Genomic DNA, 21,662 nt, shown 5'->3' on the forward strand with positions numbered 1-21,662 from the left:
CCACCACCCTGACGGCAGCGGCGACCACCGACGAGCGGGCCCTGAGGGAACTCCAGCGCGAACACGGCCCGGCGCTGTTCTCCTTCCTCCTCGGCCTGACCCAGGGCGACCGGCAGCGCGCCGAGGACCTGGTGCAGGAGACCCTGGTCCGCGCCTGGCTCCATCCCGAGGCCTTCGACTCCCCGTACGAGTCGATGCGGCCCTGGCTGTTCACGGTGGCCCGGCGGCTCGCCATCGACGCGCGCCGCTCCCGGCTCTCCCGGCCCGCCGAGGTCGGCGACGAGCTGCTCGCCGTCACCGCGGACCCGGCCGACGCCACCGAGACGGCCGTCGCCGCGCTCGACGTGCGGGCGGCGGTGCGCGGACTGCGCCCGGAACACCGGGCCGTCCTCGTACGTCTCTACTTCCACGGTCTGACGGTCAACGAGGCCGCCGCCGAGCTCGGCATCCCGGCCGGCACCGTCAAGTCCCGCTCGCACTACGCGCTGCGCCAGCTCGGCCACCGGCTGCCGGGCTACCGTCCGCCGCGCCGCACGGCCGTTGCCCGGCCCACGGCCGGCGCCCCACAATGACCGTCGTGACGCTGACTCTCACCGCCGCCGAAAAGGTCCTCGCCGACAACTTCGCCCCCTGGGTGCTCGACCTGGGCCTTTCCGTGGCCTCCGTCGACGGCCACGAGGCCGTCCTCAGGCTCCCCTGGTCCGACCGGCTCGCCCGGGAGGGCGGAGGTCTCTCCGGCCAGGCCCTGATGGCCGCCGCCGACACCGCGACCGTGATCGCGGTGGCCGCCGCCCGCGGCGGCTTCGTCCCGATGACCACCGTCCAGCAGTCGATCAGCTTCCAGCGGCCGGTGCTCGGCTCGGACGTCCTCGTGCGGGCCCGGCTCACCAAGGCGGGCCGGCGGATGGCCTTCGCGGACATCACCATGACGGCCGAGGGCACGGAGGAGCCGGCCGCGCACGCGACGGCGGTCTACGCGCTCCTCGGCTGAGCCGCTCGCGCCCCGGGGCTTCACCTTCGTCACAGCGCTCCCACCAGCACCGATGTGGCGAAGAAACGTATCCGAAAGCAGCCGGGCCAGTTGAGCGAACTGGCCCCGCGCGCGCCCCTCTCGGAGGAGGCTCGTCACCGGGGCCTCGTCCAGGACGTCCGGGAGAAGGTGGGATCGGTGCTGCCCGAAAGCACGAACGGAGCCGGTGGGGGCGGTCTCGCCGTCCCGATGGACTGGCTGTGCGCGGAGTACGTCGCCGACGACGTGATGCGCACCGGCGGACTCGTCGCACCCGGGTCGCTGGAGTTCCGGGCCGGGGTGCGGACCCTCGCCCTCACGGTGCTGCTCGACGGCCGCGGCCCGGACGGCTGGCTGCGCCGCACCGCGCACGACCACCCGTGGTCCTCGTGGGTCGTCGCCCGCCTCGCGACGGCCGGCTCCGGCACCCCGGCGCCCGACCTGGCCCTGGCCCGGGACACCTGGCGCCGGCTGCGGGCGACCGAGCTGCGCGCCGCCGATCTCGCCGGGATCGCCGGGGCCCGCACCGTCGACGAGGACCGTCAGGTGTGGCTGCCCGCCTGGCGGTTGGGCACGGCCCTGAGCCATCTCGCGCTCCACCTGTGCTGACGGCCGCCGTGGCTCAGCCGCGGGCGCGGCGCATCAGCAGGTCCCGCAGCTGGCGCGCGTGGCGCCGCGAGACCGCGAGGACCGCGTCGCCGACCCGGACCGAGGTGGCTCCGCCGTCGAGGCGGAGCTCGTCGATGCGGCCGAGGGCGACCAGATGGCTGCGGTGGATGCGGACGAAGCCGCGGTCGGCCCAGCGCTCCTCGAGGACGGACAGCGGGATGCGGACGAGATGGCTGCCCTGGTCGGTGTGGAGGCGGGCGTAGTCGCCGTGCGCCTCCACGTACGCGATGTCGTCGACGGGCACGAAGCGGGTGACACCGCCGAGTTCGACGGGGATCTGCTCGGGGAGCGGCTGCGCGGGCACGTGCGCGTGCACGAGGTCGTGGGCCCGGCGTACGGCCTCGGCGAGGCGTTCGCGGCGCACCGGCTTGAGCACGTAGTCGACGGCCTCCAGGTCGAAGGCCTGGACCGCGAAGCCCTCGTGGGCGGTGACGAAGACGATCAGCGGCGGGCGGGCGAACCCGGCGAGCAGCCGGGCCAGGTCGAGTCCGCCGAGCCCGGGCATGTGGATGTCGAGGAAGACCACGTCGATGCCCTCGTCACCGTCCGGCCCCGCCTCTACGGCGCGCCCGATCCTGCGCAGCGCCTCGGTGGCGTCGCCCGCCCCCTCGGCGGTGCGCACGCGCGGGTCGGCGCGCAGCAGGTAGAGCAGTTCGCCGAGGGCCGGCGCCTCGTCGTCGACGGCCAGTACGCGCAGCATGCGCAGGAGTCTATTTCAGGAGTTTCGACATGCGGCGGTCGGCGAGCGGCTTGCCGCCGGTCTGGCAGGTGGGGCAGTACTGGAGCGAGGAGTCGCTGAAGGAGACGCTGCGGACGGTGTCGCCGCACACCGGGCACGGCTCGCCCTCGCGCCCGTGGACCCGCAGCCCGCTCTTCTTCTCGGCCTTGAGCCTGCCCGCGGCGAGCCCGTGGGAGCGCTCGACCGCCTCGCCGAGGGTGGTGCGCATCGCCTCGTACAGGACGGCGGTCTCCTCGGGAGTGAGGTTCTGGGTGGGTTTGAAGGGCGACATCCTGGCGGCGTGCAGGATCTCGTCGCTGTACGCGTTCCCGATGCCCGCGATCAGGCCCTGGTCGCGCAGCGCGCCCTTGATCTGGCGGCGCTCGCCGGACAGCAGGGCGGTGAAGGCGGCCAGGTCGAAGTCCTCGGCGAGCGGGTCGGGTCCGAGCCGGGCCACGCCGGCCACCTCCGCGGGGTCGGGGACGACGTACACGGCGAGGCGTTTGGTGGTCCCCGCCTCGGTGAGGTCGAAGCCGTCGCCTCCGGTGAGCGCGGTCCGCAGCGCGAGCGGCCCCTTGCCGGGCTTCGGGAATCCGGAGGGCAGCACGTCCTTCCAGTGCAGCCAGCCGGCCCGGGCCAGATGGGTGACCAGGTGCAGTTCGCCAGCGGGTCCTTCGGTGGCGATGTCGAGGAACTTCCCGTGGCGGGCGACGCCCGTGACCCGGGCGCCGTCGAGGGCGCTCGGCGGCGGGTCGTACGTCTTGAGCACGCTGACGGCGACGGGCAGCACGCGGGCGATCTCCTTGCCCACGAGGTGCTCGTCCAGGAACGCGCGGAGGGCTTCGACCTCGGGCAGCTCGGGCATGTCCCCACCCTGCCGTACGGGCGGGGGACGCGCCCGTCGGACCGGGAGTCCGGTCAGAGCGGCCCGGGCCAGTCCCCCGTCAGGTCCGTGCTCCGGTCGGCCGTCCACTCCGCGGGCCGCTCGGTCACGAACTCGCACCAGACGCACTTCCCGCCGCCGCGCGGCTCCACGCCCCACAGGTCCGAGATCCGGTCCACCAGGAGCAGTCCGCGGCCGGAGACCCCGGACTCGCCGGCCTCCCGGCGGCGCGGCAGGGCGCTGGAGCGGTCCTCGACCTCGACGCGCAGGCGGCGCTCGGGTCCGGCCAGCATCCGCAGGGTCACGATCGCGCCGCCGTCGGTGTGCATGAGGGCGTTGGTGGTCAGCTCGTCGGCGACCAGCTCGATCTCGTCGGAGCGCTCGCCCGCGCCCCAGGCGCGTACGGCGGCGCGGATCATGTGGCGGGCGGAGCGGAGCGCCTCGGGGTCGTTCTGGCCGACGTGCTGCTGGAGCCGGCCGCCGGTCTGCGGCGGGTGGGCGCCCGCGCGGCGCAGCAGCAGGACGGCGACGTCGTCCTCGCCGCCGCGTTCGTCGACGACCTCGCACAGGTGGTCGGCGAGCTGGTCGAGGTCCCGCGGGCCCCGCTTGACCAGGGAGGTCAGCCACTGCAGGCCCTCGTCGAGGTCGGCGCCCGGCTTCTCGACCAGACCGTCGGTGTAGAGCAGCAGGGTCCGGCCCGGGTCGAGCTCGACGGCCGTGACCGGGTAGTCGAGCCGGCCGAACTCGGCGGACAGGCCCAGCGGGAGGCCGCCCTCGACGGGCAGCCGGTGTGCGTTGCCGTCCTGGTCCCGGATCATCGGGTCGACGTGACCGGCCCGCACGATCTGGACGAGCCCGGTGGCCGGGTCGGCCTCGGCGTAGGTGCAGGTGGCGAAGCGGTCGGTGTCGAGCTCGTGGAGGAAGACGGAGGCGCGGGCCATCACGGTGGCGGGCGTGTGGCCCTCGGCGGCGTAGGCGCGCAGCACGATGCGCAGCTGCCCCATGACGGCGGCGGCGTGGGTGTCGTGGCCCTGGACGTCGCCGATGACGGCGCCGACCCGGCCGCCGGGGAGCGGGATGATGTCGTACCAGTCGCCGCCGATGTCGCGGCCGAGCCGTGCGGAGCGGTAGCGGACGGCGATCTGGGCGCCGGGCACGTCGGGGATGCGGCGGGGCAGCATCGCCTGCTGGAGGCCTTCGGCGAGGTCGTGCTCCTGCTCGTACAGCATGGCGCGCTGGAGGCTCTGGGCGATGGAGCTGCCGAGGGCGACGAGCAGGTTGCGCTCGTCGGCGCTGAAGCCGGTGCGGTCGCTGTAGAGCAGGCCGAGGGCGCCGATGGGGCGGGCCTGGGCGATGAGCGGGAGGTAGGCGGCGGAGGTGATGCCGAGCCCGCTGATGTGGGGCCACAGGATCGGGTAGGAGGCGGCGAAGTCCTCCGGGGACTCGATGAAGCGGGGCCGCAGGGTGCGGATCACCTCGCTCATCGGGTACGGCTCGTCCACCCGGGTGAACCGGGTGCCGGGCACGAAGGCGCCGTCGGGTCCTTCGGCCACGAGGTGGATGCGTCCGGATTCCAGGAGACCCATGACGAGGCTGGCGGCGCCGAAGTGTTCCAGGCCCTGGGAGTCGTTGAGCAGGTCGATGATGTCCTGCACGGTGCGGGCGTGGGCGAGGGCGGCGGTCATGCCCTCGACGACGCTGGTGCGCCGGCGGCGGCCCTCGTCGAGGCCGAGGCGTGCGGCGGATTCGGAGAGCTCCTCGGAGGCGTCCCGGACGATGCCGACGATGCGGACCGGGCGGCCGTCCTGGTCGCGCCGGACGACGCCCTGGGTGTGGGTCCAGCGCTGGACGCCGGCGCGGGTGCGGATGCGGAAGTAGGCACCGTAGCGCTCGCTGCCGTCCTTGAGCGCCTGGGCGACCAGGGTGTCGAGCCGGCGGCCCTCGTCGGGAAGGACGCGGGAGCCGAGGGTTGCGGGGTCGCCGTCGTACTCGGCGGGGTCCATGTCGAAGACGTCCAGGGCGCCGTCGTCCATGACCATCCGGCCGCTGACCAGGTCCCAGTCGAAGCCGCCCATGCGGAATTCCTGGCCGAACTCATGGAGGAAGCAGCAGTCCTGCCCGGCCGGTCCCGCCGTGCAGCGGCACCGCTCGGCCGCCTCCCCGCCCCCTCTGCCCGCTGTCATGGGGCCACGCTAGGCGCAGCGCCGCCCGTGCGCACGGCGAAGATCGGCACAGATTCGCAACAACGTTCGCCCGGACGGCCGACGGGCCACGACGCGGGGGCGGTCAGCCCTCGAAGGTCTGGGGCTGCTCGGGCACGTTCCCGGCCGGGAACGGGTCCTCGAAGGAGGGCGGCGGCTCCGGTGCGGGCTGCTCGCCGGGGCCGTCGGGCACGGCCGGCACGTCCGGCTCCACGGGCGCGTCGGGGGCGGGGACGGTCGTGTCGCCGTCGGGTGCCGTCGGGGTGACGGGCTCCTCGTGCGGAGCGGGTTCCCTGGGCGCGGCCGGGGTGTGCGGCGAGGGCGGGACGGAGGGGCCCGTGGGGCGGCCGGGGCTCGTGGTGGCGGGCGGATCGGCCGGGGCCGTGCCGTCCGGCAGCGGTGCGGGCGGGTCGGCGACGAGGTCGCAGGAGGCCGGGGCGCAGGGCGGCAGGACGTCGGGCCTGCGGTCCTGGTCGCCGTCGCTGCCGGTCCGTCGCTCGAGCCAGGTGTTGTCGGCGGCGCTGGCGATCACCAGGCTCGTGACGACGGTGCTGGTGGGCGTGATGACGACGACGCGGTCGGGGCGGTAGCCGGCCCAGGGCTCGCCGGTGTGCCGGGCGTTCCCGGCGGCGGCCGGGGAGCGCAGCGGGTTGCCGCAGGCGCAGCGGACCCGGGGTGTGCCGTACGGGTCGACGAGGACGGCGGTGCCTGCCTGGAGCACGGACTGGAAGGCGGTGGGGCGCCCGTCCTGGTAGCCGTGGCTGGTGACCCGGGTGTCGGCGCGCAGCAGCACGGGCGTGAGGCCGCGCAGCCAGCCGGCCAGGTTGCTCTCGGGGATCCCGGCGGACTCGGCGAAGGCGCGGGCCTTGGCCGGGTCGGCGGTGAGGTAGGAGGCCTGCTGCTCGACGTTGCAGCTGGCGACGGCGCGGGTGCCGCCGTAGAGGCCTGGCGTCGCGCCGGTGAGGGCGTGCCCGGCGGGCGCCGGGTCGGTGACGCCGGTGACGGGCGGCGCGTCCTCCTGTACGGGTGCTCCTTCCTGCGCCGTGGACGGCGTGAAGGGCGCGGGGCCCTGGGAGCCGGCGGGCTGGAGCAGCACCTCGCGGGCGGGCGAGGCGGCGGTCTGTTCGGCACCGGGTTCACCGGGGTCGCCGGTGGAGCAGCCCGCGAGCAGTACGGCCGAGGCGAGTGCGGCGAGTGCGCACGCGGCGGGCCCCGAGGGCATCCGTCGCGAGGGCCGTCGTCTGGATGCGTCGCGCACTGGGTCTCCCACCTGTCGCCCCGGGGTCGTTCCTTCATGTCTGCCGCAGGCCTCGGAGGGCTGCAATCCGGGCGCGTCCATCCGGCGGCGCGCATGCGCACCCCGCCGCTTGAACACGTTCAAGGAAGGCTCTACGCTCACCCATGAAGCGTTGAACATGTTCAACGCCCTGATTCAGGGGGTGGCGGAGCCATGTCCGTGCTCGTCGGACTGATCGTGATGCTGGGCATGCTGGTCGTCGTGCCCGCCGGGCTCCGGCTCGTCGACGGACCGCAGCCGGCCACTCTGCGGCTGCTGCGCCGCGCCTGGCCCCTGCTCGCCGTACCGGGCGCGGTCTCGCTCTGGCTGCCGCGCTCCCCGCTCGCCGTCGCCCTGGCCGGCTGCTACGCCCTCGCCACCCTGGCGCTCGCGCTGCACGCACCGGCCCGGCTCGCCCTCACCCGGTCCCTCGCGCCCGCCGAGATCGCGGTGCTCACCGCACTGGCGACCCCGTCCGTCGCGGGACTCGCCCTGGTCGCCGAGCGCGCCGGACACGAGCTGTTCGGCTTCGAGCTCGACATCCTGGCCCTGACCGTGCCGCACTTCCACTTCGCCGGCTTCGCCGCCGCCCTGGTCGCCGGACTGGTCTGCCGTACGGCCGAGAGCCGGGCCACCCGCTTCGCCGCGCTCAGCGTCCCGCTCGGCACCCTGCTGGTGCTCGTCGGCTACTTCGTGGACGACTGGGCCGAGCTCGCCGGAGCCGTCGTCCTCACCGCCGGGATGTGGTCCGTCGCCCTCGCCGTCTGGCGCGAGCCGCGCACCACCGCACCCGACCGGGTCACCCGCGCCCTGCTCGGCACCTCGGCCGCCGTCCTGGTCGCCACCATGCTGCTCGCGCTGAGCTGGGCGCTCGGCGAGGCCACCGGCATCCCGCATCCGAACCTGACCTGGATGGCCGCCACCCACGGTCTCGGCAACGCCCTCGGCTTCGCCCTGTGCTCGCTGCTCGCCTGGCACCGGCTGCGGGCCGGCGCCACCGCCACACCGGCCGCCGGCGCACCGGCCGTCGGCACACCGGCCCTCGACCCGCCCCACGCCGGCTCATCCCCCGACGTCACTCCTCCCACCGCGGCCTCCACCGTCACCACCGTCACCGACCACCGAACGGAGCTCCCGGCATGACCCGTCTCGTCCGCAGCCTCTCGGACTCCCGCGCACGCACCTCGAACCCGGCCACCGGACCGAACTACCCGGAGGTCGGCGCCACCCGCACCGGACCGCTGCCCGCCGGATACCACCACCTCCACCACACCGTCCGGATAGGCACCGGCCGGGCCGCCTTCGAGGCCGCGGGCGCCGCCGTCACCACCTGGGCCATGCACCGCGCCACGGGCGCGCGCGTGAACAGCGCCGCCGAACGCGCCGAGCCCGGCGTGACCCTCGAGGTGTCCCTGGGCCTCGGCCCCGTCCGGTTCACCGCGCCCTGCCAGGTGGTCTGGACGACGTACACCGAGACGGAGACCGGCTTCGCGTACGGCACCCGCGGCGGACACCCCGAGTGCGGCGAGGAGTCCTTCGTCGTCGACCTGCACGACGACGGCTCGGTCTGGTTCACGGGCACCGCGTTCAGCCGCGCCGCCGTCTGGTACACCCGGCTCGGCGGGCCCGTCGTCCGGGCCCTTCAGCAGGTCTACGCCCGCCGCCTGGGCCGCTGCCTCACGGGTCTCGTCGCGGGCCGATGAGAGTTACGCTCCTTCTGTACTCACCCCGCACGCATCCGTGCGTCCTCGAAGGAGGCGGCCATGAGCAGCCCGTACGACGAGTACACCAACCCCTCGCAGGCCGAGGGCGAGCGCCTCGACGAGGACATGGACGCCCAGCAGAAGGCACATGTCCACCCCCAGGTCACCCGCACCACGCCGTCCCAGGCGGAGGGCGAGCGGACGGCCGAGGACGACCGCAAGAGCTGACGACCACGACGGCCCGGACCACCGGACCCGATGGAGTGGTTCACCGCACCTGACTACTGGCTGAGCCGGATCCTCTTCCAGCGGGGGCTCGCCGGGCTCTACCTCGTCGCGTTCCTCGCGGCCGCCCTGCAGTTCCGGGCGCTCATCGGCGCCCGCGGCATGCTGCCGGTGCCCGACTTCGTACGGGCCGTGCCGGCCCGGCGCGCACCCAGCCTGTTCCAGTGGCGCTACTCCGACCGGCTCTTCGCCTCCGTCGCCTGGGGTGGCGCCGCGCTCGCCCTCGCGATGGCCGCCGGCGTCGGCGACGCGGTGCCGCTGCCGGTGTCGATGCTGCTGTGGCTGCTGCTGTGGGCGGCGTACCTGTCGATCGTGAACGTCGGGCAGACCTGGTACTCCTTCGGCTGGGAGTCGCTGCTCCTGGAAACCGGATTCCTCGCCGTGCTGCTCGGCAACGACGACACCGGACCGCCGGTCCTCGTCCTGTTCCTGCTCCGCTGGCTGCTCTTCCGCGTCGAGTTCGGCGCCGGGCTCATCAAGATCCGCGGCGACCGGTGCTGGCGGGACCTGACCTGCCTCCACCACCACCACGAAACCCAGCCCATGCCCGGCCCGCTCAGCTGGTTCTTCCACCATCTGCCGGGGCCGCTGCACAAGGTCGAGTGCGCCGCCAACCACGTCGTCCAGCTCGGCGTGCCCGTCCTGCTCTTCACCCCGCAGCCGGTGGCCACGATCGCCGCGGGGCTGATGATCGTCACCCAGCTGTGGCTGGTGCTGTCCGGGAACTTCGCCTGGCTGAACTGGATCACGATCGTCCTCGCGCTGTCCGCCGTGGACGGCTCGCTCCTCGTCGGCGACGACCACCCGCAGCCCGGGGCACCGCTCTGGTACGTGGTCGTCGTGTGCGCCGCCACCGCCCTGATCCTCTTCCTCAGCCGGGGCCCGGTCCGCAACCTGCTCTCCCGGCACCAGGCGATGAACCGCTCCTTCGACCCGCTGCACCTGGTCAACACCTACGGCGCCTTCGGCACGGTCGGCCGGGTGCGGGACGAGATCGTCGTCGAGGGCACCGACGAGCCGGACCCGCACCCGGGCACCGTGTGGCGGGAGTACGGCTTCAAGGGCAAGCCGGGCGACCCGTGGCGGCTGCCGCGTCAGTTCGCCCCGTACCACCTGCGGCTCGACTGGCTGATGTGGTTCGCGGCGCTCTCCCCCGGCTACGCCCGCGACTGGTTCGGCCCCTTCGTCGAACGGCTCCTCGAAGGGGACCGGGACACGCTGCGGCTGCTGCGGCACAACCCCTTCCCGGACGCGCCGCCCACGCACGTACGGGCCCGGCTCTACCGCTACCGCTTCACGACCTGGGCGGAGCTCCGCACGACCGGCGCGTGGTGGCACCGCACGCTGGTGCGCGAGTACATGCCGCCGGTGCGGCTGCGGGCGTCCGTCGGAGGGCGGCGCTGACCCGCCCGTGCCCCCGGCCGAAGGGATCGGTCGGGGGCACGGGGCGAAGCGTCGGGCACGACTCTCAGTCGACGCCCTGCAGGATGTGCGGCTCGGCGAGGTCGTCCTCGTATCCGGCGAGTCGGATCGGCGCCGAGCGGGCCCACACTTCGAGGCTGCCCAGCTCTCCGGACCGGCGCGTCCGCTCGGTCGGCTCGGCTGGACGGTCTTCCTGCTTGGTCGGTTCTGGTGTCACCGCGCACTCCTTCGTGTCGCGAGTCATTGGGTTCGGGTCCGATCGGTCGCGGTGGCGCCGTTCTGCGGGCGGGACCGCGGTCTTGGTGTCAGACCTGTCCCCAGGACGGCCGTGAGGGTTCGGTGAAACCCTCGTGGCCGACCGTGGACTCAGACTAACCAGATGAGCGCGCCAGCGCTCTATGGCGCACGAAAGTGTGACGCGATCGGGTGACAGTGGCCTGTTTCCCGAGGTCAACGCGCGATTATCGATCGTTTCGGCAGTCCCGAGGACACCGCCCGAACCGGGCGACACGGGCCGAACCGGCGGCACCGGCGGCACCGGCGGCACCGGCGGCACCGGCGGTCACTCGACCGCCGGCTGCCCCCGCCGGTCGCCGGCGAACGCCCTCACCACTTGCCGGGCGCGTAGTCCTTCAGGAAGACGCCGTACAGGTCCTCGCCCTGCTCGCCGCGCACGATCGGGTCGTAGACCCGGGCGGCGCCGTCGACGAGGTCGAGCGGGGCGTGGAAGCCCTCCTCGGCGAGCCGCAGCTTGTCGAAGTGCGGACGCTCGTCGGTGATCCAACCGGTGTCCACGGAGGTCATCAGGATGCCGTCGGACTGGAACATCTCCTGGGCGCTGGTCCGCGTCACCATGTTGATCGCGGCCTTGGCGGCGTTGGTGTTGGGGTGTCCGGCGCCCTTGTAGCCGCGCTCGAACACGCCCTCCATCGCGGAGACGTTGACGACGTACGCGCGCCCGCTCTTCGCCTTCGCCGCGGCCTCGGCCATCGAGCCGCGCAGCTTGCTGATGAGGATGAACGGCGCCGTGTAGTTGCACAGCTGGGTCTCGAGCAGCTCCACCGGGGAGATCTGCTCGATGGTCTGCACCCAGGTGTTGGTCTCGACGACGTCCGGCACGAGGCCGCCGGCGTCGATGGCGGTGCCGTCGAGGTGGCGGGCGACGCTCGCGTTGCCCGCGACCAGGGCGAGGTCGGCGACGGCCTGCGCGTCGAGCCCGCTCACGCCGGCCGGCAGGGCGGCCGGGCCGCCGAGCTCGCCGACGGCGCCGGAGTTGAAGGCACCGATCACGTGGTGGGCGGGCAGCTCGCCGACGGGCAGCGGCGCGTTCTCGCCCTCGACCAGCGCGGCGTACGCGGAGGGCAGCCGGCGCACCGTCTGCGTGGCGTTGTTGACCAGGATGTCCAGCGGTCCGGCCTCGGCGACCTGGTCCGCGAGGGCCACGGCCTGGGCCGGGTCGCGCAGGTCGATGCCGACGACCTCCAGGCGGTGCATCCAGTCCGCGGAGTCCTCCATCGCCGTGAAGCGGCGGATGGCGTCCTTCGGGAAACGCGTGGTGATCGTGGTGTGCGCACCGTCGCGGAGCAGCCGCAGCGCGATGTACATGCCGATCTTGGCGCGGCCGCCGGTGAGCAGGGCGCGCTTGCCGGTGAGGTCGGCGCGGGCGTCGCGGCGGGACCGGTTCAGGGCGGCGCACGGCTGGCAGAGCTGGTGGTAGAAGTAGTCGACCTCGACGTAGCGCGTCTTGCAGGTGTAGCAGGAGCGCGGGCGCTGAAGTATGCCGGCGATCTTCCCGGCCTCGGTGACCGAGGAGGGCAGGATGCCCTCCGTCTCGTCGTCGATGCGCTGGGCGGAACCGGTCGCCGTGGCCTCCGTGACGGCCTTGTCGTGCGCGGTCTTCGCGGCGCGGCGCTCCTGGCGGCGGCGCTGCTTCACGGTCCGGTAGATGCCGGCGGTGGCGCGGCGGACGGCGATGGCGTCGGGGTGGTCGACCTCCAGCTTGTCGAGCTCGTCGAGCACGCTCAGGCAGACGGCCAGGCGCTCGGGGTCGATGCCCGGCCCGTACTCCTGGGTCTCTTCAGTCACCGTCATGGCCTTCGTCGTTCCTCGATCACTCGTGCCGTCGCGGCGGGTTGCCGTTTCCAAAGACGCAACTTTACGGAGCGGGAGGCCGCCGCTCCAAACCCGTACGGGGAGGGTGGTCGAACACACAGTCGCCGCACAGTCCTCCGGAAGGGCAGCGGTAGTAGAGACAGCAGCTGGTGCGGCGCAGCGCCGGGCCCGCGACCGTGCGGGCCAGGTCGGGGTGGTCGAACAGGCCCTGGACGAGCGCGGCGGCGCGTTCGGCGGCCTCGGGGCGGTCGTTCGCGCGGGCCCAGCGGGTCAGCTCGCGCAGCGCCCCGGCGAGCGCGGAGCCCGCGTTGCCCCAGAGCAGCCCCGGAGAGATCCGGCCGTCCCGGGCGAAGGCCGCGTGCAGCGGCACGAGATGGGCCTCGTGGACCGCGGCGCGCAGCTCGGCGACCGTGGCGGGGCGCGTGCCGGAGCCGGCCCACCACAGGTCGTCGGGCGAGGTCAGCGCGCCGTCCCAGTACAGGACCTCCGGCGCGAGGTCGGGGAAGCGTCCGTACAGGGCGGCCGGGCCGAGCGCGGTGGACCACAGGCGGGCGGCGAGGCCGAGGTGGGCGACGGAGGCGCCGACCCGGCGCTCTGACGCGCCGAGCCGGACGGCGACCCGGTCGACGCGGGCGCTCAGCGGGGCGTCGTCCTCGCCCGCGTACACGCGCGCGAGGGGCACGTGGGCGCGGTCCGCCGTCCCTGGCGGGCTGGTGCGCAGGGCGAAGAAGCCGCCGACGCGGGCGCACGCGTCGAGATCGAGATCGGGTTCCATCCGGTGTCCTCCCCGTCCTTCCCTTGGAGGGGACACGGTACGGGCCAATGTGGACCCGGCCCGCGGCGCACTGGCTCGGAATGGGCGCCGCCGAGGGAGCGGCGCGCCCGGCGGCCGCGTCTCCCGGGCACCGGAATGATCCCGTTCCACCCGTCCTGACCTGCGCTGGGTACATCCTGAGGTGTACGAGGGGCCGTCGTACTCCGTCTGCGGTACGCGCGATCGCGTTCCCAGGTACGACGACGGGAACGCCCGGAAGAGAGATCGTGGAGTCATGAGCCCCCTCCTGCTGTCCGTGCTCCTCTCCCTGGTCTCCGCGGTCGCCTACGCCGCCGCGGCGATCGTGCAGGAGCGGGTCGCGGCGTCGGCCGACGGCCCTCGTTACGCGCCGCTGCGCCGCCCGGCGTGGTGGGCCGCCGTTCTCCTCAACGGCCTCGGCGCGGCGCTGCACGTGGCGGCGCTGGCGTACGGCCCGCTGAGCCTCGTGCAGCCGCTGGGCGCGCTCACCATCGTGTTCGCGCTGCCGATGGCGGCGCTGTTCGTGGGGCGCCGGGTGGGCCGTACCGCGTGGCGCGGCGCGGTCATGGCGACGGTGGGCCTGGCCGGGCTGCTCAGCCTGACGGACGGCGCCGGCGCCCGGGTGCTCTCGGACGCCGACCGGCACGTGCTGGCGGCGGCGACCTTCGGGGCGGTGGCCCTGCTGTTCTTCCTGGCGCACCTGGTGGGCCGTTCCGTGCTGCGCAGCGTGATCCTGGCCGCGGCGGCCGGGGTGTCCTTCGGCATCGCCTCGGTCTTCACGAAGGCGGTGGCGGAGGAGTGGACGGCGAGCGCGCCGCTGGCCGAGTGGACCAGTCTGCTGATCCTCTCGGCGCTCGCGATCACCGGTCTGCTGCTCTCGCAGGCCTCGTACCGGGGCGCGGGGCTCGCCGCGCCGCTGGCCACGGTCACCGTGGTCAACCCGGTGATAGCCGCGGCCGTCGGCCTCACCCTGTTCGGTGAGTCGTTCCGCTACGGGGCCGCCGGCACCGTAGCGGCCCTCATCTGCGGCGCGGTCGCGGCGGGCGGCCTGGTGCAGCTGACCGTGGACCGGCTGACGCGGCCCGAGGACTCCCCGGCGGTGTCATCCGGGGAGCCGGTTTCCGTGCCGGACCGCTCGGGCCCACGGGACCGGCCGGCGTCCTTCGACCGGTCGGACCGGGACTCAGATCGAGACGCCGCGGGCCCGCAGGTACGCGAGGGGGTCGATGTCGGACCCGTACCCGGGACCCGTGCGCACCTCGAAGTGGAGGTGCGGTCCCGAACTGTTGCCGGTCGATCCTGACCGCGCGATCCGCTGGCCGGCGTTGACCCGCTGGCCCTCGCGGACGGTGAGCGCGGAGAGGTGGGCGTACTGGCTGTAGCGGCCGTCCTCGTGCCGGATGACGACCTGGTAGCCGTAGGCGCCGCCCCAGCCGGCGGAGACGACCTTGCCGTCGGACACGGCCCGCACGGAGGTGCCGGTGGGGACGGGGAAGTCGACGCCCGTGTGGTAGCCGCTGGACCAGGAGGAGCCGGCCTTGCGGTAACGGGTGCCGATGTCGGTGTCGGCGACGGGCGCGGCGTAGCTGTCCCGCTCGGGCGCCGGCTTCGGTGCGGGCTTGGTCGCGGGCTTCTGCGCCGGCCTGGTCACCGGTCTGGCGGCGACGGGCTTGGTGACCGGCTTGGTCACGGGCTTGGGTGCCGGACGCGTGGTCGGCTTCGCGGCGGAGGGCTTCGGGTTCAGCCTGGCCGGGGCCTTGGTGGCGGGCGGCGCCGGGGTGGGCGGCGTGACAGGCGTCTTCGCGGTCGGCGGCTCCGGAGCGGCGGGCTTCGGCTTCGTCTGCCGTGGCGGTGCGGCGGGGGCGGTGATGCGGAGGGTGAGGCGCTGGCCGGGGAGGATGAGGTCCGGGTCGTCGCCGACGACGGCGCGGTTGGCGGCGTAGAGCCGGGGCCAGCCGCCCCGGACGTGCTCCTCGCGGGCGATCTTCGACAGGGAGTCGCCGGGCGCGACCGTGTACATCTCGCGGACGGTCGGCACCGTGGTGGGGCTCGCCTGCGTGCCGCCGTCGGCCGGCCGGGTCCGCTGGGCGGGTAACGCGGCCTGCCGGGCCTTCGGGGCCTCGGACAGCGGGCGGGTGCGCGCGGTCTGGGGCGTGACGCCCGGCTCCGCGCCGCCGCGCTCGAGACCGGCGCGCGGCGCGCAGCCGGGCCACGCGCCGGGGCCCTGGCCCTTGAGGACGCGCTCGGCGACGGCGATCTGCTGGTCCTTGGAGGCGAGGTCGGCGCGCGGCGCGAAGTGCGTGCCGCCGTACCGCTCCCAGGTGGCCTGGGTGAACTGGAGGCCGCCGAAGTAGCCGTTGCCGGTGTTGATCTGCCAGTTGGACGAGGACTCGCAGGCCGCGAGCTTCTCCCAGACGTCGAGCGAGGCGGCCTCCACCGTGCCCGCGCCGATCAGCGGCAGGGCCATGCCGGCGCCGCCGGCGGTGAACGTGAGCGAGGCACGGTTGATCAGGCTCGGCTGGTACCGACGGTGTTTTCCGCGTGTTCCGCGTGTTCCGCGCACGGCCATGGGCCCCCCTCGAACGCTCGGCAGTCGCCCACGGTAGGGGCTGGCAACCGTGCGTGACAAGGGCTTCGGGCGGATCCCCCGCCCCGTCCGTCACGTCGCCGGGGCCTCACGCCGTCACGCGGCCAGGCGTCTCGCCGTCACCGGATCAGGGCCGCGCTCACAGACCCGCGGGTCCCGGCTGGGGCTGCGGTTCGGGCTCCGGCGGTACGGGGGCGGGGTGGGGCGGCGGAACGGGGCTGGGCGGCGGTGCGGGCGGAGGCACCGGCGTCGGGGTGGGCGGCGGCAGCGGATCGGGGACGGGCGGCTGGGTCATGACGACTCCGCAAGGCGAGGGGGCACGGGAAAAGGGACGGACGGAGCCCGGTCCGGCGGTCCGTCCCGGGTCCAGCGTCCCCCGCTCCGTCTGCCCTCGCTCGCGGTGCCCATTCCTTCGGGTGGCGAAGGAGCCTTCCCTCCGGTTGGCGGAGGAGCCTTCGCGCCCCCGGCCGTCCCCGCCGCCCGGACCGACGCCACCCGCCTCCGGCGCCGGCCGTCCGCCGCGATCAGACCTGCGCGGGTACGGCGTGCGGCGGGCGCACCGTGTCGCTGCCCGGCACGGGCGCGGAGGCGTCGCCGCCGAGCTCCACGATGCGGTTGTCACCGTCCACGTGCACGACACGCGGCACGAGCGTGCGCGCCTCGGCGTCCGACACCTGGGCGTAGCTGATGAGGATCACCAGGTCGCCGGGGTGCACCAGGTGGGCCGCCGCGCCGTTGATCCCGATCACGCCGGAGCCGCGCTCGCCCTCGATGACGTACGTCTCCAGACGCGCGCCGTTGTCGATGTCGACGATGTGCACGAGCTCGCCGGGCAGGAGGTCGGCGGCCTCCATCAGCTCGGCGTCGATGGTGACGGAACCGACGTAGTGCAGGTCGGCCTGGGTCACGGTGGCGCGATGGATCTTGGACTTGAACATTGTGCGTATCACTGAGGTACTCCTGGACATAGGCTCCCTGCCTGCGTTTTTGCAGGTCAAGGGCTGTTTCCACACCCTACAACGAGTCGCAAGTTCAGGCAGCTGTCCCCAGGTTTTTCAGGACTCATGCTGACCACTTGCTGACTTTCCTGACACATCATCAGGCGCTGCTCCGGAGCTTCGCCCACTCTCCCTGCCCCACCGCGACGACCCCACAAGCCTACGCAGCACGCACTCAAGAGCCCTCGTGATCACCGTCACTCTCACAGAGCGGCGACGCTCGATCCGCGCGTGCACGAGGACTCGCCACCGCAAGAATCCTCGAAAAAGCGGCGCGGGAACCTAGCAGCGAAGCCCGGCCCCGCGAAACCGGCGTTCCTCATGACCATGGCCTTAGCCCGCCCGGTGACTCTTGGCAGTGACACAGGGCGGCCGCCGAAGACCTCAGAATCCCGCCAGAGCGGAGCAGCTCGGCACTGCGATCACGCTCAGGCCAGCCTCGCAGGAGCCGTCTCACCCATGGAACCGCAGCCTTCCGACACCACCCGACCACGACGGCGTCAACCCCTCGAACCCGTCCTCATGGAAACCTCCGAGGTCGCCGCGATGCTCAGCATGTCCACGAGCTGGGTCTACAGGGAAGCGTCGAAACTGGGCTTGAAGGGGTACAAACTCGGCCGAGGCAGGAACGCCAAGGTCCTGTACAAGCGGGCCGAGGTCTTCAAATGGCTGGAGCAGCAGAAGATCCATTAACAATCCTCAACCCCGACAATGCCTCCTCCGGGCACTCCGAGCGCAGCTGGTTGATCGACTTCATGCCACCCTTGGGGTCGTCGATCGTCCTGTTTGGCCTCCACTGACGTCGGCGATCACTGGTATCTCGATGAGCTGTGCGCACTCGGATTCGTCTTCACCGCTCGCAGCGAGGAGGTCGGCCACAGCCCGGCGCCACTGGGCTACCTGGTGGAGTACGGCCTCCAATCGCTCATCGGCCTCCTCCGCAAGCCTGCATCTGCATCAGGGCCCCCTTTGTCAGTGTCGGCCCGTACGCTCTCGTCACCTGTAGGTCCGTGGAATGGAAGTGACGGGTGGCACGACAGCAACGATGGGCGATCGAGGACATAGCCATCGCCCAGAGTGATCAGGACCTCTTCGATCACCTAGCCGTGGCGCAACAGTTGTCGCGTACGGTCAGAGAGGTCAGGCAGTCTCTCGCAATCGGCCTTCTCGGCCCCTTCGGCAGCGGTAAGTCATCCATCGTGCGATTGCTGACCAGCGAGCTAGCCGTCAACAAGGACTGGGCAGTTCTCCACGTCAGCGCGGAGCACCATAGTGGTGTCGCTCGGGCACGTGCGTTGATGTACGCCCTGCTTGATGCTGCTCATCACAAGAAGCTGATCGACGAGAAGACCTACGCCAGCGAGCGGGCCTGCTTGGAAGGGACCCGCCAGCGGGCGCTTCAGCGTTCGGATCCCGAAGCTGGTGTTCCTGGAAGGCCCAAGTGGCGGCGATATGTGCGGGCGGCGCTCGCCGGCGTGCTCTGGGTGCTTGCGATGCTCCTGGGCCTTTGGCTGCTCGGCGTTGGGGCTGTAGCCACCATTCACTTCCTCGGCTCAGGGCAGGACGTGTCGGCAGTGACCTGGTTCGCGCCGCGAGGGGCGACCTCCCTCACGGGCATCCTGGTGAGTGCGGCTGCAGTGGCGGCCATTTTGGCTGCGGGAAAGGAGGGAGCGCTCCAGTCGCTGAAGGCGTACGAGATCACTGTGAGCACCCCCCGCCCGGACACGACTGACGAGTTGGAGCAAGCATTCACCCGCCTGCTTCAGCACGTCGACCGACGGCTCGTGATCGCGGTCGACGACATCGATCGGCTCGCCGCATCTGATGTCCTCGACGCCCTTGCCACGATTCGCAGCTTCTTGCTCACGGGCACTCAACATCGGCGTCCTCCGGTGTTCCTTCTGTCCTGCGACGAGGACATCGTGCGTGAGGCCATCGTGGGAGTCCGTCCTGGCGGTCTCGCTCATCGCCCCACTCGGCCCGCTCGGGTCGCCGCACCCACCACGACGGATGGCGAAGCGCCCACTCCGGTCGGCCCCTCTCGCACCAACGCCGAACCTGAAGCTGACACGCGCAAAGCGACTGAGGAGGCTGCTCAGGAGTACCTGAACAAGCTATTCACCATCCGCGTCAACCTGCCCGCGCATCATGATGCTGATCTGCGGGACTACGCGGAGCAGCTCCTGCTTGGCAAGACTCCCGCACACCCATTGGTGGAAGAAGTCGGCGGACTGACACCCACGCGAGCACTCCTCCAGGTCCTCATCCACCGCCAGGTGCGTGATCCCCGCCATGTCATTCGTCTGCTCAACTCGTTCTGTACGGACTATCAGCTGGCGAAGCGGCGTGAGGAACAAGTGGGCGGGCGCCTGGCCCGAATCGCCCCCGGAGAGGTCACCGGGCACCCTCTCGAACTCGCGCGTCTGACCGTCCTTCGCCATGACTTCCGCGAGCTCTACGATGCGATCAGCGCAGAGAACCGCATGCTTCACCTGTTGGACGACGCGATCCTTGGCTCCCAAGAGGCGTTGGCCGATCCGCTCCTCGACCATTACAGGACCATCGGTTCGGGCCGGCGCCTCGACCTGGACCACTTTCCCGGTCTGGCTTTCCTGAGCGCGACCGCGTCGCGCGCCCGTACGCAACGGCCGTTCCACATAGGTCCGCTGATCAACCTTGGTTCTTCCAGAGCCAGCCGACTGCTCGGCAGCCAGATGGCTGCCGACATCGACAACGAACTCGTGCAACGCAACGGTGCTTCGCTCGGCGAGCGCCTCCTCGCAGGAAATCAGCGTGCCCGTGTCCTGGAGGCAGCCACCGCATCCCTGGGTTCCGCACGTCGCGGACAGGATCTCGACAACGCCGTTGCGGCAGTCCTTGAGGCACTTGGTGTCTCCGCCGCGGCGCTCACGGCCGACCCGAGTGAGGATGAGAAGCAGGCAACGTACGACCTGGCCGATTGCATCGTCCGCCAGTACGACAACCTCACTCTGCCATTGCCCAGCCACCTTCTGGTACCTCTGCTGAGTCTCACCGCCCCCGCTCACTTGCCACGTCTCCGCGAAGAACTTCGTCCTGTGCCTCAAGCCACGGAGGAGGCCCGCCTCTGGGCCATCGCGCTCCTCGCTTTGCAGCCGGGCGAGGACAGCAGCGTCCTCGCCTCCTCCCTGCACCTCTACTTCGAGAAGATCGCCACCGAGGGCGATCGTCACGAACTGGCTTTCTGGGAAGCCGAAAGTCGTGTGAACTCGGCGGGCGAGTGGCCGCCCGCAGCCATCGGCGCACTGCTGGCCATGGTGGCACGACACGAGGACGGCGAGGCGTCGGATCATCTGGTCACGCTGATCGCCGATGCCGGAGAACGTCTTGCCGGGCATTCCTCGGTACTGCTGGGCCTGCTCGAATGCCTCTCCTCCAGCTACGCGGTACGACGAGACGCGCTGAGGGCCTTGGCCCTCGCTCCCGAACTCACCCCTGAGTGGGGGCCAGGACTTGAGGAGGCAGATGCTCCTTCTTTGGCGGCGCAGCTCGTGGGGGCTGTCGCCATGGTCCTGGCAGAGGACGAGGAGTACCCCAGCCAAGCCGCGGCCATGGATTTGCTGATCGGTTGGCTCCCCGCTGCGGAACGGCTTCCGGATGCCGAGTACGCCATGCAGTCCATCGCCGACGGTGCTGCCGCAGCTGCCGCGCTCCATCCCGAGCTCGTCACTGGCGCCGGAAAGCTCCTGGAGCAACTCGATGATGCACTTGGAGCCCGGTGTGTCACGGCGATTGCTCCGCACCTGCACGGACACCGCAGCGATGACGACGCGATAGGTGTGGCACTTCGCACCCTCCTCATCGGCTACCTCCGCCGTCACGAAGCCACCAACTCCGAGCCGGTGAACCAAGCCAGGCGCATCTGCCTCGAAGCCCTGACGGCGGACCTGGAAACCAAGTCGCCCATCGGCCAGTTCGCTCGCGGTGGTCTTCCACTGATCCTGGCCACAGCGCCGGGACGGGAGCTCGCGGGGGCGCTTGCTCAGCGTCTCTTCCCGGCTGTTCCGGTGAATGACCCTGCCCACGCACAGGAGTTGCTTCCCACTCTCCAGCTGCTCCTGCAGGAACAGAACGCTCGCGCCAGCTTTCTACTCCCTGCTCTCCAGCATCTCCAGCAGTTCATCAACCACGGGAATCCGGCGGTTTCGCTGGAGTTCGCTGCTCACTTCATCGCAGATCCCATCCTGGACGCGAACTGGTTGAACTTGTTCGCTTCGCACTGGCCCAGTCTCCCGTCCTCCACCCGCTCCATGGCAGCAGCAGCAGCCGTGCGTCCCGACCTGACCGCCATTCCGGCGCTGCGTGACCACCTTGTGCAGCATCTCGTGGAGACCGAGGAGACCGAGCCATGGCGCTACGCGGACTCCCTGTGGTCCCACACCACGGAGGACCAACAGGGCAGACTACTGGCACGCGCCCGCTCGCGGTGCCCTGCGCTGCGGGACTGTGCGGCATCTTCGAGCGCTGAGGTCCTGAGTAACTCTCTGGTGAAGGCTCATGACGAAGTCGAGGAGCTCCTCCCGCTGATTGAGCAGGCTCCGGCCTTCGACGAAGCAGTACTGCTGTACCTCAATCACGCTCTGGAACAGCCTGCCTGGGATGCGAGTGCCGCTCAGCAAGTCATCACTGCTTCGAGTGCTTCGCACGAGATATGGGATCGGGTTCTGAGTTACATGACCGAGGACCAGACGAGCGCGATCCGTGGCACTGACCTCATGGCCGCGCTCGTCGAGAACCGACCGGACACGCTCCCCGACGACCTCGTGCACCGCCTGAAGCCGGTGCTGATGGATGCTGGAGCCGGGTTGGCCCGCGCAATGGGCCGTGCACTGCGCACCCAGCACGCCATCGCGAAGAAGCTTCGCCGAGCAATGGACGGACACAGCAGCTCGTCGACACAGAGAGATCGGAACGCCGCCTTCAAGGAAGGGAGCGGTACGTAGGAACAACCTTCCGCTTCCCACGCG

Annotated in this window: 19 protein-coding genes; 10 read left to right on the forward strand and 9 right to left on the reverse strand. The window is 71.8% G+C overall.

Going from position 1 to position 21,662, the window contains the following annotated elements; genetic code table 11:
- Positions 1–8: 8 nt before the first annotated feature.
- From ACFWJO_RS28875 to ACFWJO_RS28885, 3 genes are all read left to right on the forward strand, one after another.
- The gene (locus ACFWJO_RS28875; RefSeq protein WP_386869881.1) at positions 9–572 is read left to right on the forward strand and encodes a sigma-70 family RNA polymerase sigma factor; all 564 of its coding nucleotides are present in this window, start codon (positions 9–11) and stop codon (positions 570–572) included.
- A gap of 5 nt (positions 573–577) precedes the next feature.
- Positions 578–991 carry a PaaI family thioesterase gene (locus tag ACFWJO_RS28880; protein ID WP_386869770.1) on the forward strand — a complete coding sequence of 138 codons (414 nt, stop codon included), beginning with the start codon at positions 578–580 and terminating at the stop codon, positions 989–991.
- 228 nt (positions 992–1,219) lie between these two features.
- Complete coding sequence (locus tag ACFWJO_RS28885) at positions 1,220–1,618, forward strand: hypothetical protein (protein WP_386869883.1); 399 nt, start codon at positions 1,220–1,222, stop codon at positions 1,616–1,618.
- A 13-nt stretch (positions 1,619–1,631) separates the two neighbouring features.
- Here the strand turns inward: ACFWJO_RS28885 and ACFWJO_RS28890 are convergent, their stop codons facing one another.
- From ACFWJO_RS28890 to ACFWJO_RS28905, 4 genes are all read right to left on the reverse strand, one after another.
- Positions 1,632–2,378, reverse strand: coding sequence for a LytR/AlgR family response regulator transcription factor (locus ACFWJO_RS28890; protein WP_386869772.1), 747 nt, complete (start codon positions 2,376–2,378; stop codon positions 1,632–1,634).
- Positions 2,379–2,388: 10 nt separating this feature from the next.
- The gene (locus tag ACFWJO_RS28895; protein ID WP_386869774.1) at positions 2,389–3,261 is read right to left on the reverse strand and encodes an Fpg/Nei family DNA glycosylase; all 873 of its coding nucleotides are present in this window, start codon (positions 3,259–3,261) and stop codon (positions 2,389–2,391) included.
- Between the two features lie 53 nt (positions 3,262–3,314).
- Entirely contained in the window at positions 3,315–5,354 is a 2,040-nt protein-coding gene (locus tag ACFWJO_RS28900; RefSeq protein ID WP_386869885.1) for a SpoIIE family protein phosphatase, read from the reverse strand.
- Between the two features lie 211 nt (positions 5,355–5,565).
- Positions 5,566–6,738, reverse strand: coding sequence for a DUF6777 domain-containing protein (locus ACFWJO_RS28905; RefSeq protein ID WP_386869776.1), 1,173 nt, complete (start codon positions 6,736–6,738; stop codon positions 5,566–5,568).
- Positions 6,739–6,930: 192 nt separating this feature from the next.
- On the opposite strand from ACFWJO_RS28905, the gene ACFWJO_RS28910 reads away from it, so the two are divergent.
- Genes ACFWJO_RS28910 through ACFWJO_RS28925 form a run of 4 tightly spaced genes read left to right on the forward strand, consistent with a single transcriptional unit; the run spans position 6,931 to position 10,148 of the window.
- Positions 6,931–7,899, forward strand: a complete 969-nt coding sequence (locus ACFWJO_RS28910; RefSeq protein ID WP_386869778.1) for a YndJ family protein — start codon at positions 6,931–6,933, stop codon at positions 7,897–7,899.
- Positions 7,896–8,459: a DUF1990 family protein gene (locus ACFWJO_RS28915; protein WP_386869780.1), complete on the forward strand. Its 564-nt coding sequence runs from the start codon at positions 7,896–7,898 to the stop codon at positions 8,457–8,459. The genes ACFWJO_RS28910 and ACFWJO_RS28915 overlap by 4 nt, the downstream gene beginning before the upstream one ends.
- A 60-nt stretch (positions 8,460–8,519) precedes the next feature.
- On the forward strand, positions 8,520–8,687 hold the full coding sequence (locus tag ACFWJO_RS28920; protein WP_386869782.1) for a hypothetical protein: 168 nt from the start codon (positions 8,520–8,522) through the stop codon (positions 8,685–8,687).
- A gap of 30 nt (positions 8,688–8,717) precedes the next feature.
- Positions 8,718–10,148, forward strand: coding sequence for a lipase maturation factor family protein (locus ACFWJO_RS28925; protein WP_386869784.1), 1,431 nt, complete (start codon positions 8,718–8,720; stop codon positions 10,146–10,148).
- A 64-nt stretch (positions 10,149–10,212) separates the two neighbouring features.
- Here the strand turns inward: ACFWJO_RS28925 and ACFWJO_RS28930 are convergent, their stop codons facing one another.
- From ACFWJO_RS28930 to ACFWJO_RS28940, 3 genes are all read right to left on the reverse strand, one after another.
- Positions 10,213–10,383: a hypothetical protein gene (locus ACFWJO_RS28930; RefSeq protein WP_386869786.1), complete on the reverse strand. Its 171-nt coding sequence runs from the start codon at positions 10,381–10,383 to the stop codon at positions 10,213–10,215.
- Between the two features lie 389 nt (positions 10,384–10,772).
- Complete coding sequence (locus ACFWJO_RS28935; RefSeq protein WP_386869788.1) at positions 10,773–12,257, reverse strand: SDR family NAD(P)-dependent oxidoreductase; 1,485 nt, start codon at positions 12,255–12,257, stop codon at positions 10,773–10,775.
- A gap of 64 nt (positions 12,258–12,321) precedes the next feature.
- Entirely contained in the window at positions 12,322–13,053 is a 732-nt protein-coding gene (locus ACFWJO_RS28940) for a (2Fe-2S)-binding protein (protein ID WP_386869790.1), read from the reverse strand.
- A gap of 274 nt (positions 13,054–13,327) precedes the next feature.
- Here ACFWJO_RS28940 and ACFWJO_RS28945 point away from each other — a divergent pair, with 274 nt between their 5' ends.
- Positions 13,328–14,374, forward strand: coding sequence for a DMT family transporter (locus tag ACFWJO_RS28945; RefSeq protein WP_386869792.1), 1,047 nt, complete (start codon positions 13,328–13,330; stop codon positions 14,372–14,374).
- On the opposite strand, the gene ACFWJO_RS28950 is transcribed toward ACFWJO_RS28945, so the two are convergent.
- On the reverse strand, positions 14,255–15,634 hold the full coding sequence (locus tag ACFWJO_RS28950) for a peptidoglycan DD-metalloendopeptidase family protein (RefSeq protein WP_386869794.1): 1,380 nt from the start codon (positions 15,632–15,634) through the stop codon (positions 14,255–14,257). The genes ACFWJO_RS28945 and ACFWJO_RS28950 overlap by 120 nt on opposite strands.
- Before the next feature lie 548 nt (positions 15,635–16,182).
- The gene (gene panD / locus ACFWJO_RS28955; protein ID WP_386869796.1) at positions 16,183–16,608 is read right to left on the reverse strand and encodes an aspartate 1-decarboxylase; all 426 of its coding nucleotides are present in this window, start codon (positions 16,606–16,608) and stop codon (positions 16,183–16,185) included.
- 570 nt (positions 16,609–17,178) lie between these two features.
- Here panD and ACFWJO_RS28960 point away from each other — a divergent pair.
- Together ACFWJO_RS28960 and ACFWJO_RS28965 are read left to right on the forward strand one after the other, a co-directional pair.
- The gene (locus tag ACFWJO_RS28960; protein WP_386869886.1) at positions 17,179–17,349 is read left to right on the forward strand and encodes a helix-turn-helix domain-containing protein; all 171 of its coding nucleotides are present in this window, start codon (positions 17,179–17,181) and stop codon (positions 17,347–17,349) included.
- 335 nt (positions 17,350–17,684) lie between these two features.
- Entirely contained in the window at positions 17,685–21,638 is a 3,954-nt protein-coding gene (locus tag ACFWJO_RS28965; RefSeq protein ID WP_386869797.1) for a P-loop NTPase fold protein, read from the forward strand.
- Positions 21,639–21,662 lie beyond the last annotated feature (24 nt).

The organism is Streptomyces sp. NPDC127092, assembly GCF_042722475.1.
Lineage (GTDB): Bacteria > Actinomycetota > Actinomycetes > Streptomycetales > Streptomycetaceae > Streptomyces.

What these genes read in the sequence shown, in the direction of transcription:
- ACFWJO_RS28940 (WP_386869790.1), bottom strand. Translation starts at nt 13,053, where the DNA reads ATGGAACCCGATCTCGATCTCGACGCGTGCGCCCGCGTCGGCGGCTTC.
- ACFWJO_RS28895 (WP_386869774.1), bottom strand. Translation starts at nt 3,261, where the DNA reads ATGCCCGAGCTGCCCGAGGTCGAAGCCCTCCGCGCGTTCCTGGACGAG.
- ACFWJO_RS28925 (WP_386869784.1), top strand. Translation starts at nt 8,718, where the DNA reads ATGGAGTGGTTCACCGCACCTGACTACTGGCTGAGCCGGATCCTCTTC.
- ACFWJO_RS28915 (WP_386869780.1), top strand. Translation starts at nt 7,896, where the DNA reads ATGACCCGTCTCGTCCGCAGCCTCTCGGACTCCCGCGCACGCACCTCG.
- ACFWJO_RS28960 (WP_386869886.1), top strand. Translation starts at nt 17,179, where the DNA reads ATGGAAACCTCCGAGGTCGCCGCGATGCTCAGCATGTCCACGAGCTGG.
- ACFWJO_RS28910 (WP_386869778.1), top strand. Translation starts at nt 6,931, where the DNA reads ATGTCCGTGCTCGTCGGACTGATCGTGATGCTGGGCATGCTGGTCGTC.
- ACFWJO_RS28900 (WP_386869885.1), bottom strand. Translation starts at nt 5,354, where the DNA reads ATGGGCGGCTTCGACTGGGACCTGGTCAGCGGCCGGATGGTCATGGAC.
- ACFWJO_RS28945 (WP_386869792.1), top strand. Translation starts at nt 13,328, where the DNA reads ATGAGCCCCCTCCTGCTGTCCGTGCTCCTCTCCCTGGTCTCCGCGGTC.
- ACFWJO_RS28890 (WP_386869772.1), bottom strand. Translation starts at nt 2,378, where the DNA reads ATGCTGCGCGTACTGGCCGTCGACGACGAGGCGCCGGCCCTCGGCGAA.
- ACFWJO_RS28885 (WP_386869883.1), top strand. Translation starts at nt 1,220, where the DNA reads ATGGACTGGCTGTGCGCGGAGTACGTCGCCGACGACGTGATGCGCACC.
- ACFWJO_RS28920 (WP_386869782.1), top strand. Translation starts at nt 8,520, where the DNA reads ATGAGCAGCCCGTACGACGAGTACACCAACCCCTCGCAGGCCGAGGGC.
- ACFWJO_RS28935 (WP_386869788.1), bottom strand. Translation starts at nt 12,257, where the DNA reads ATGACGGTGACTGAAGAGACCCAGGAGTACGGGCCGGGCATCGACCCC.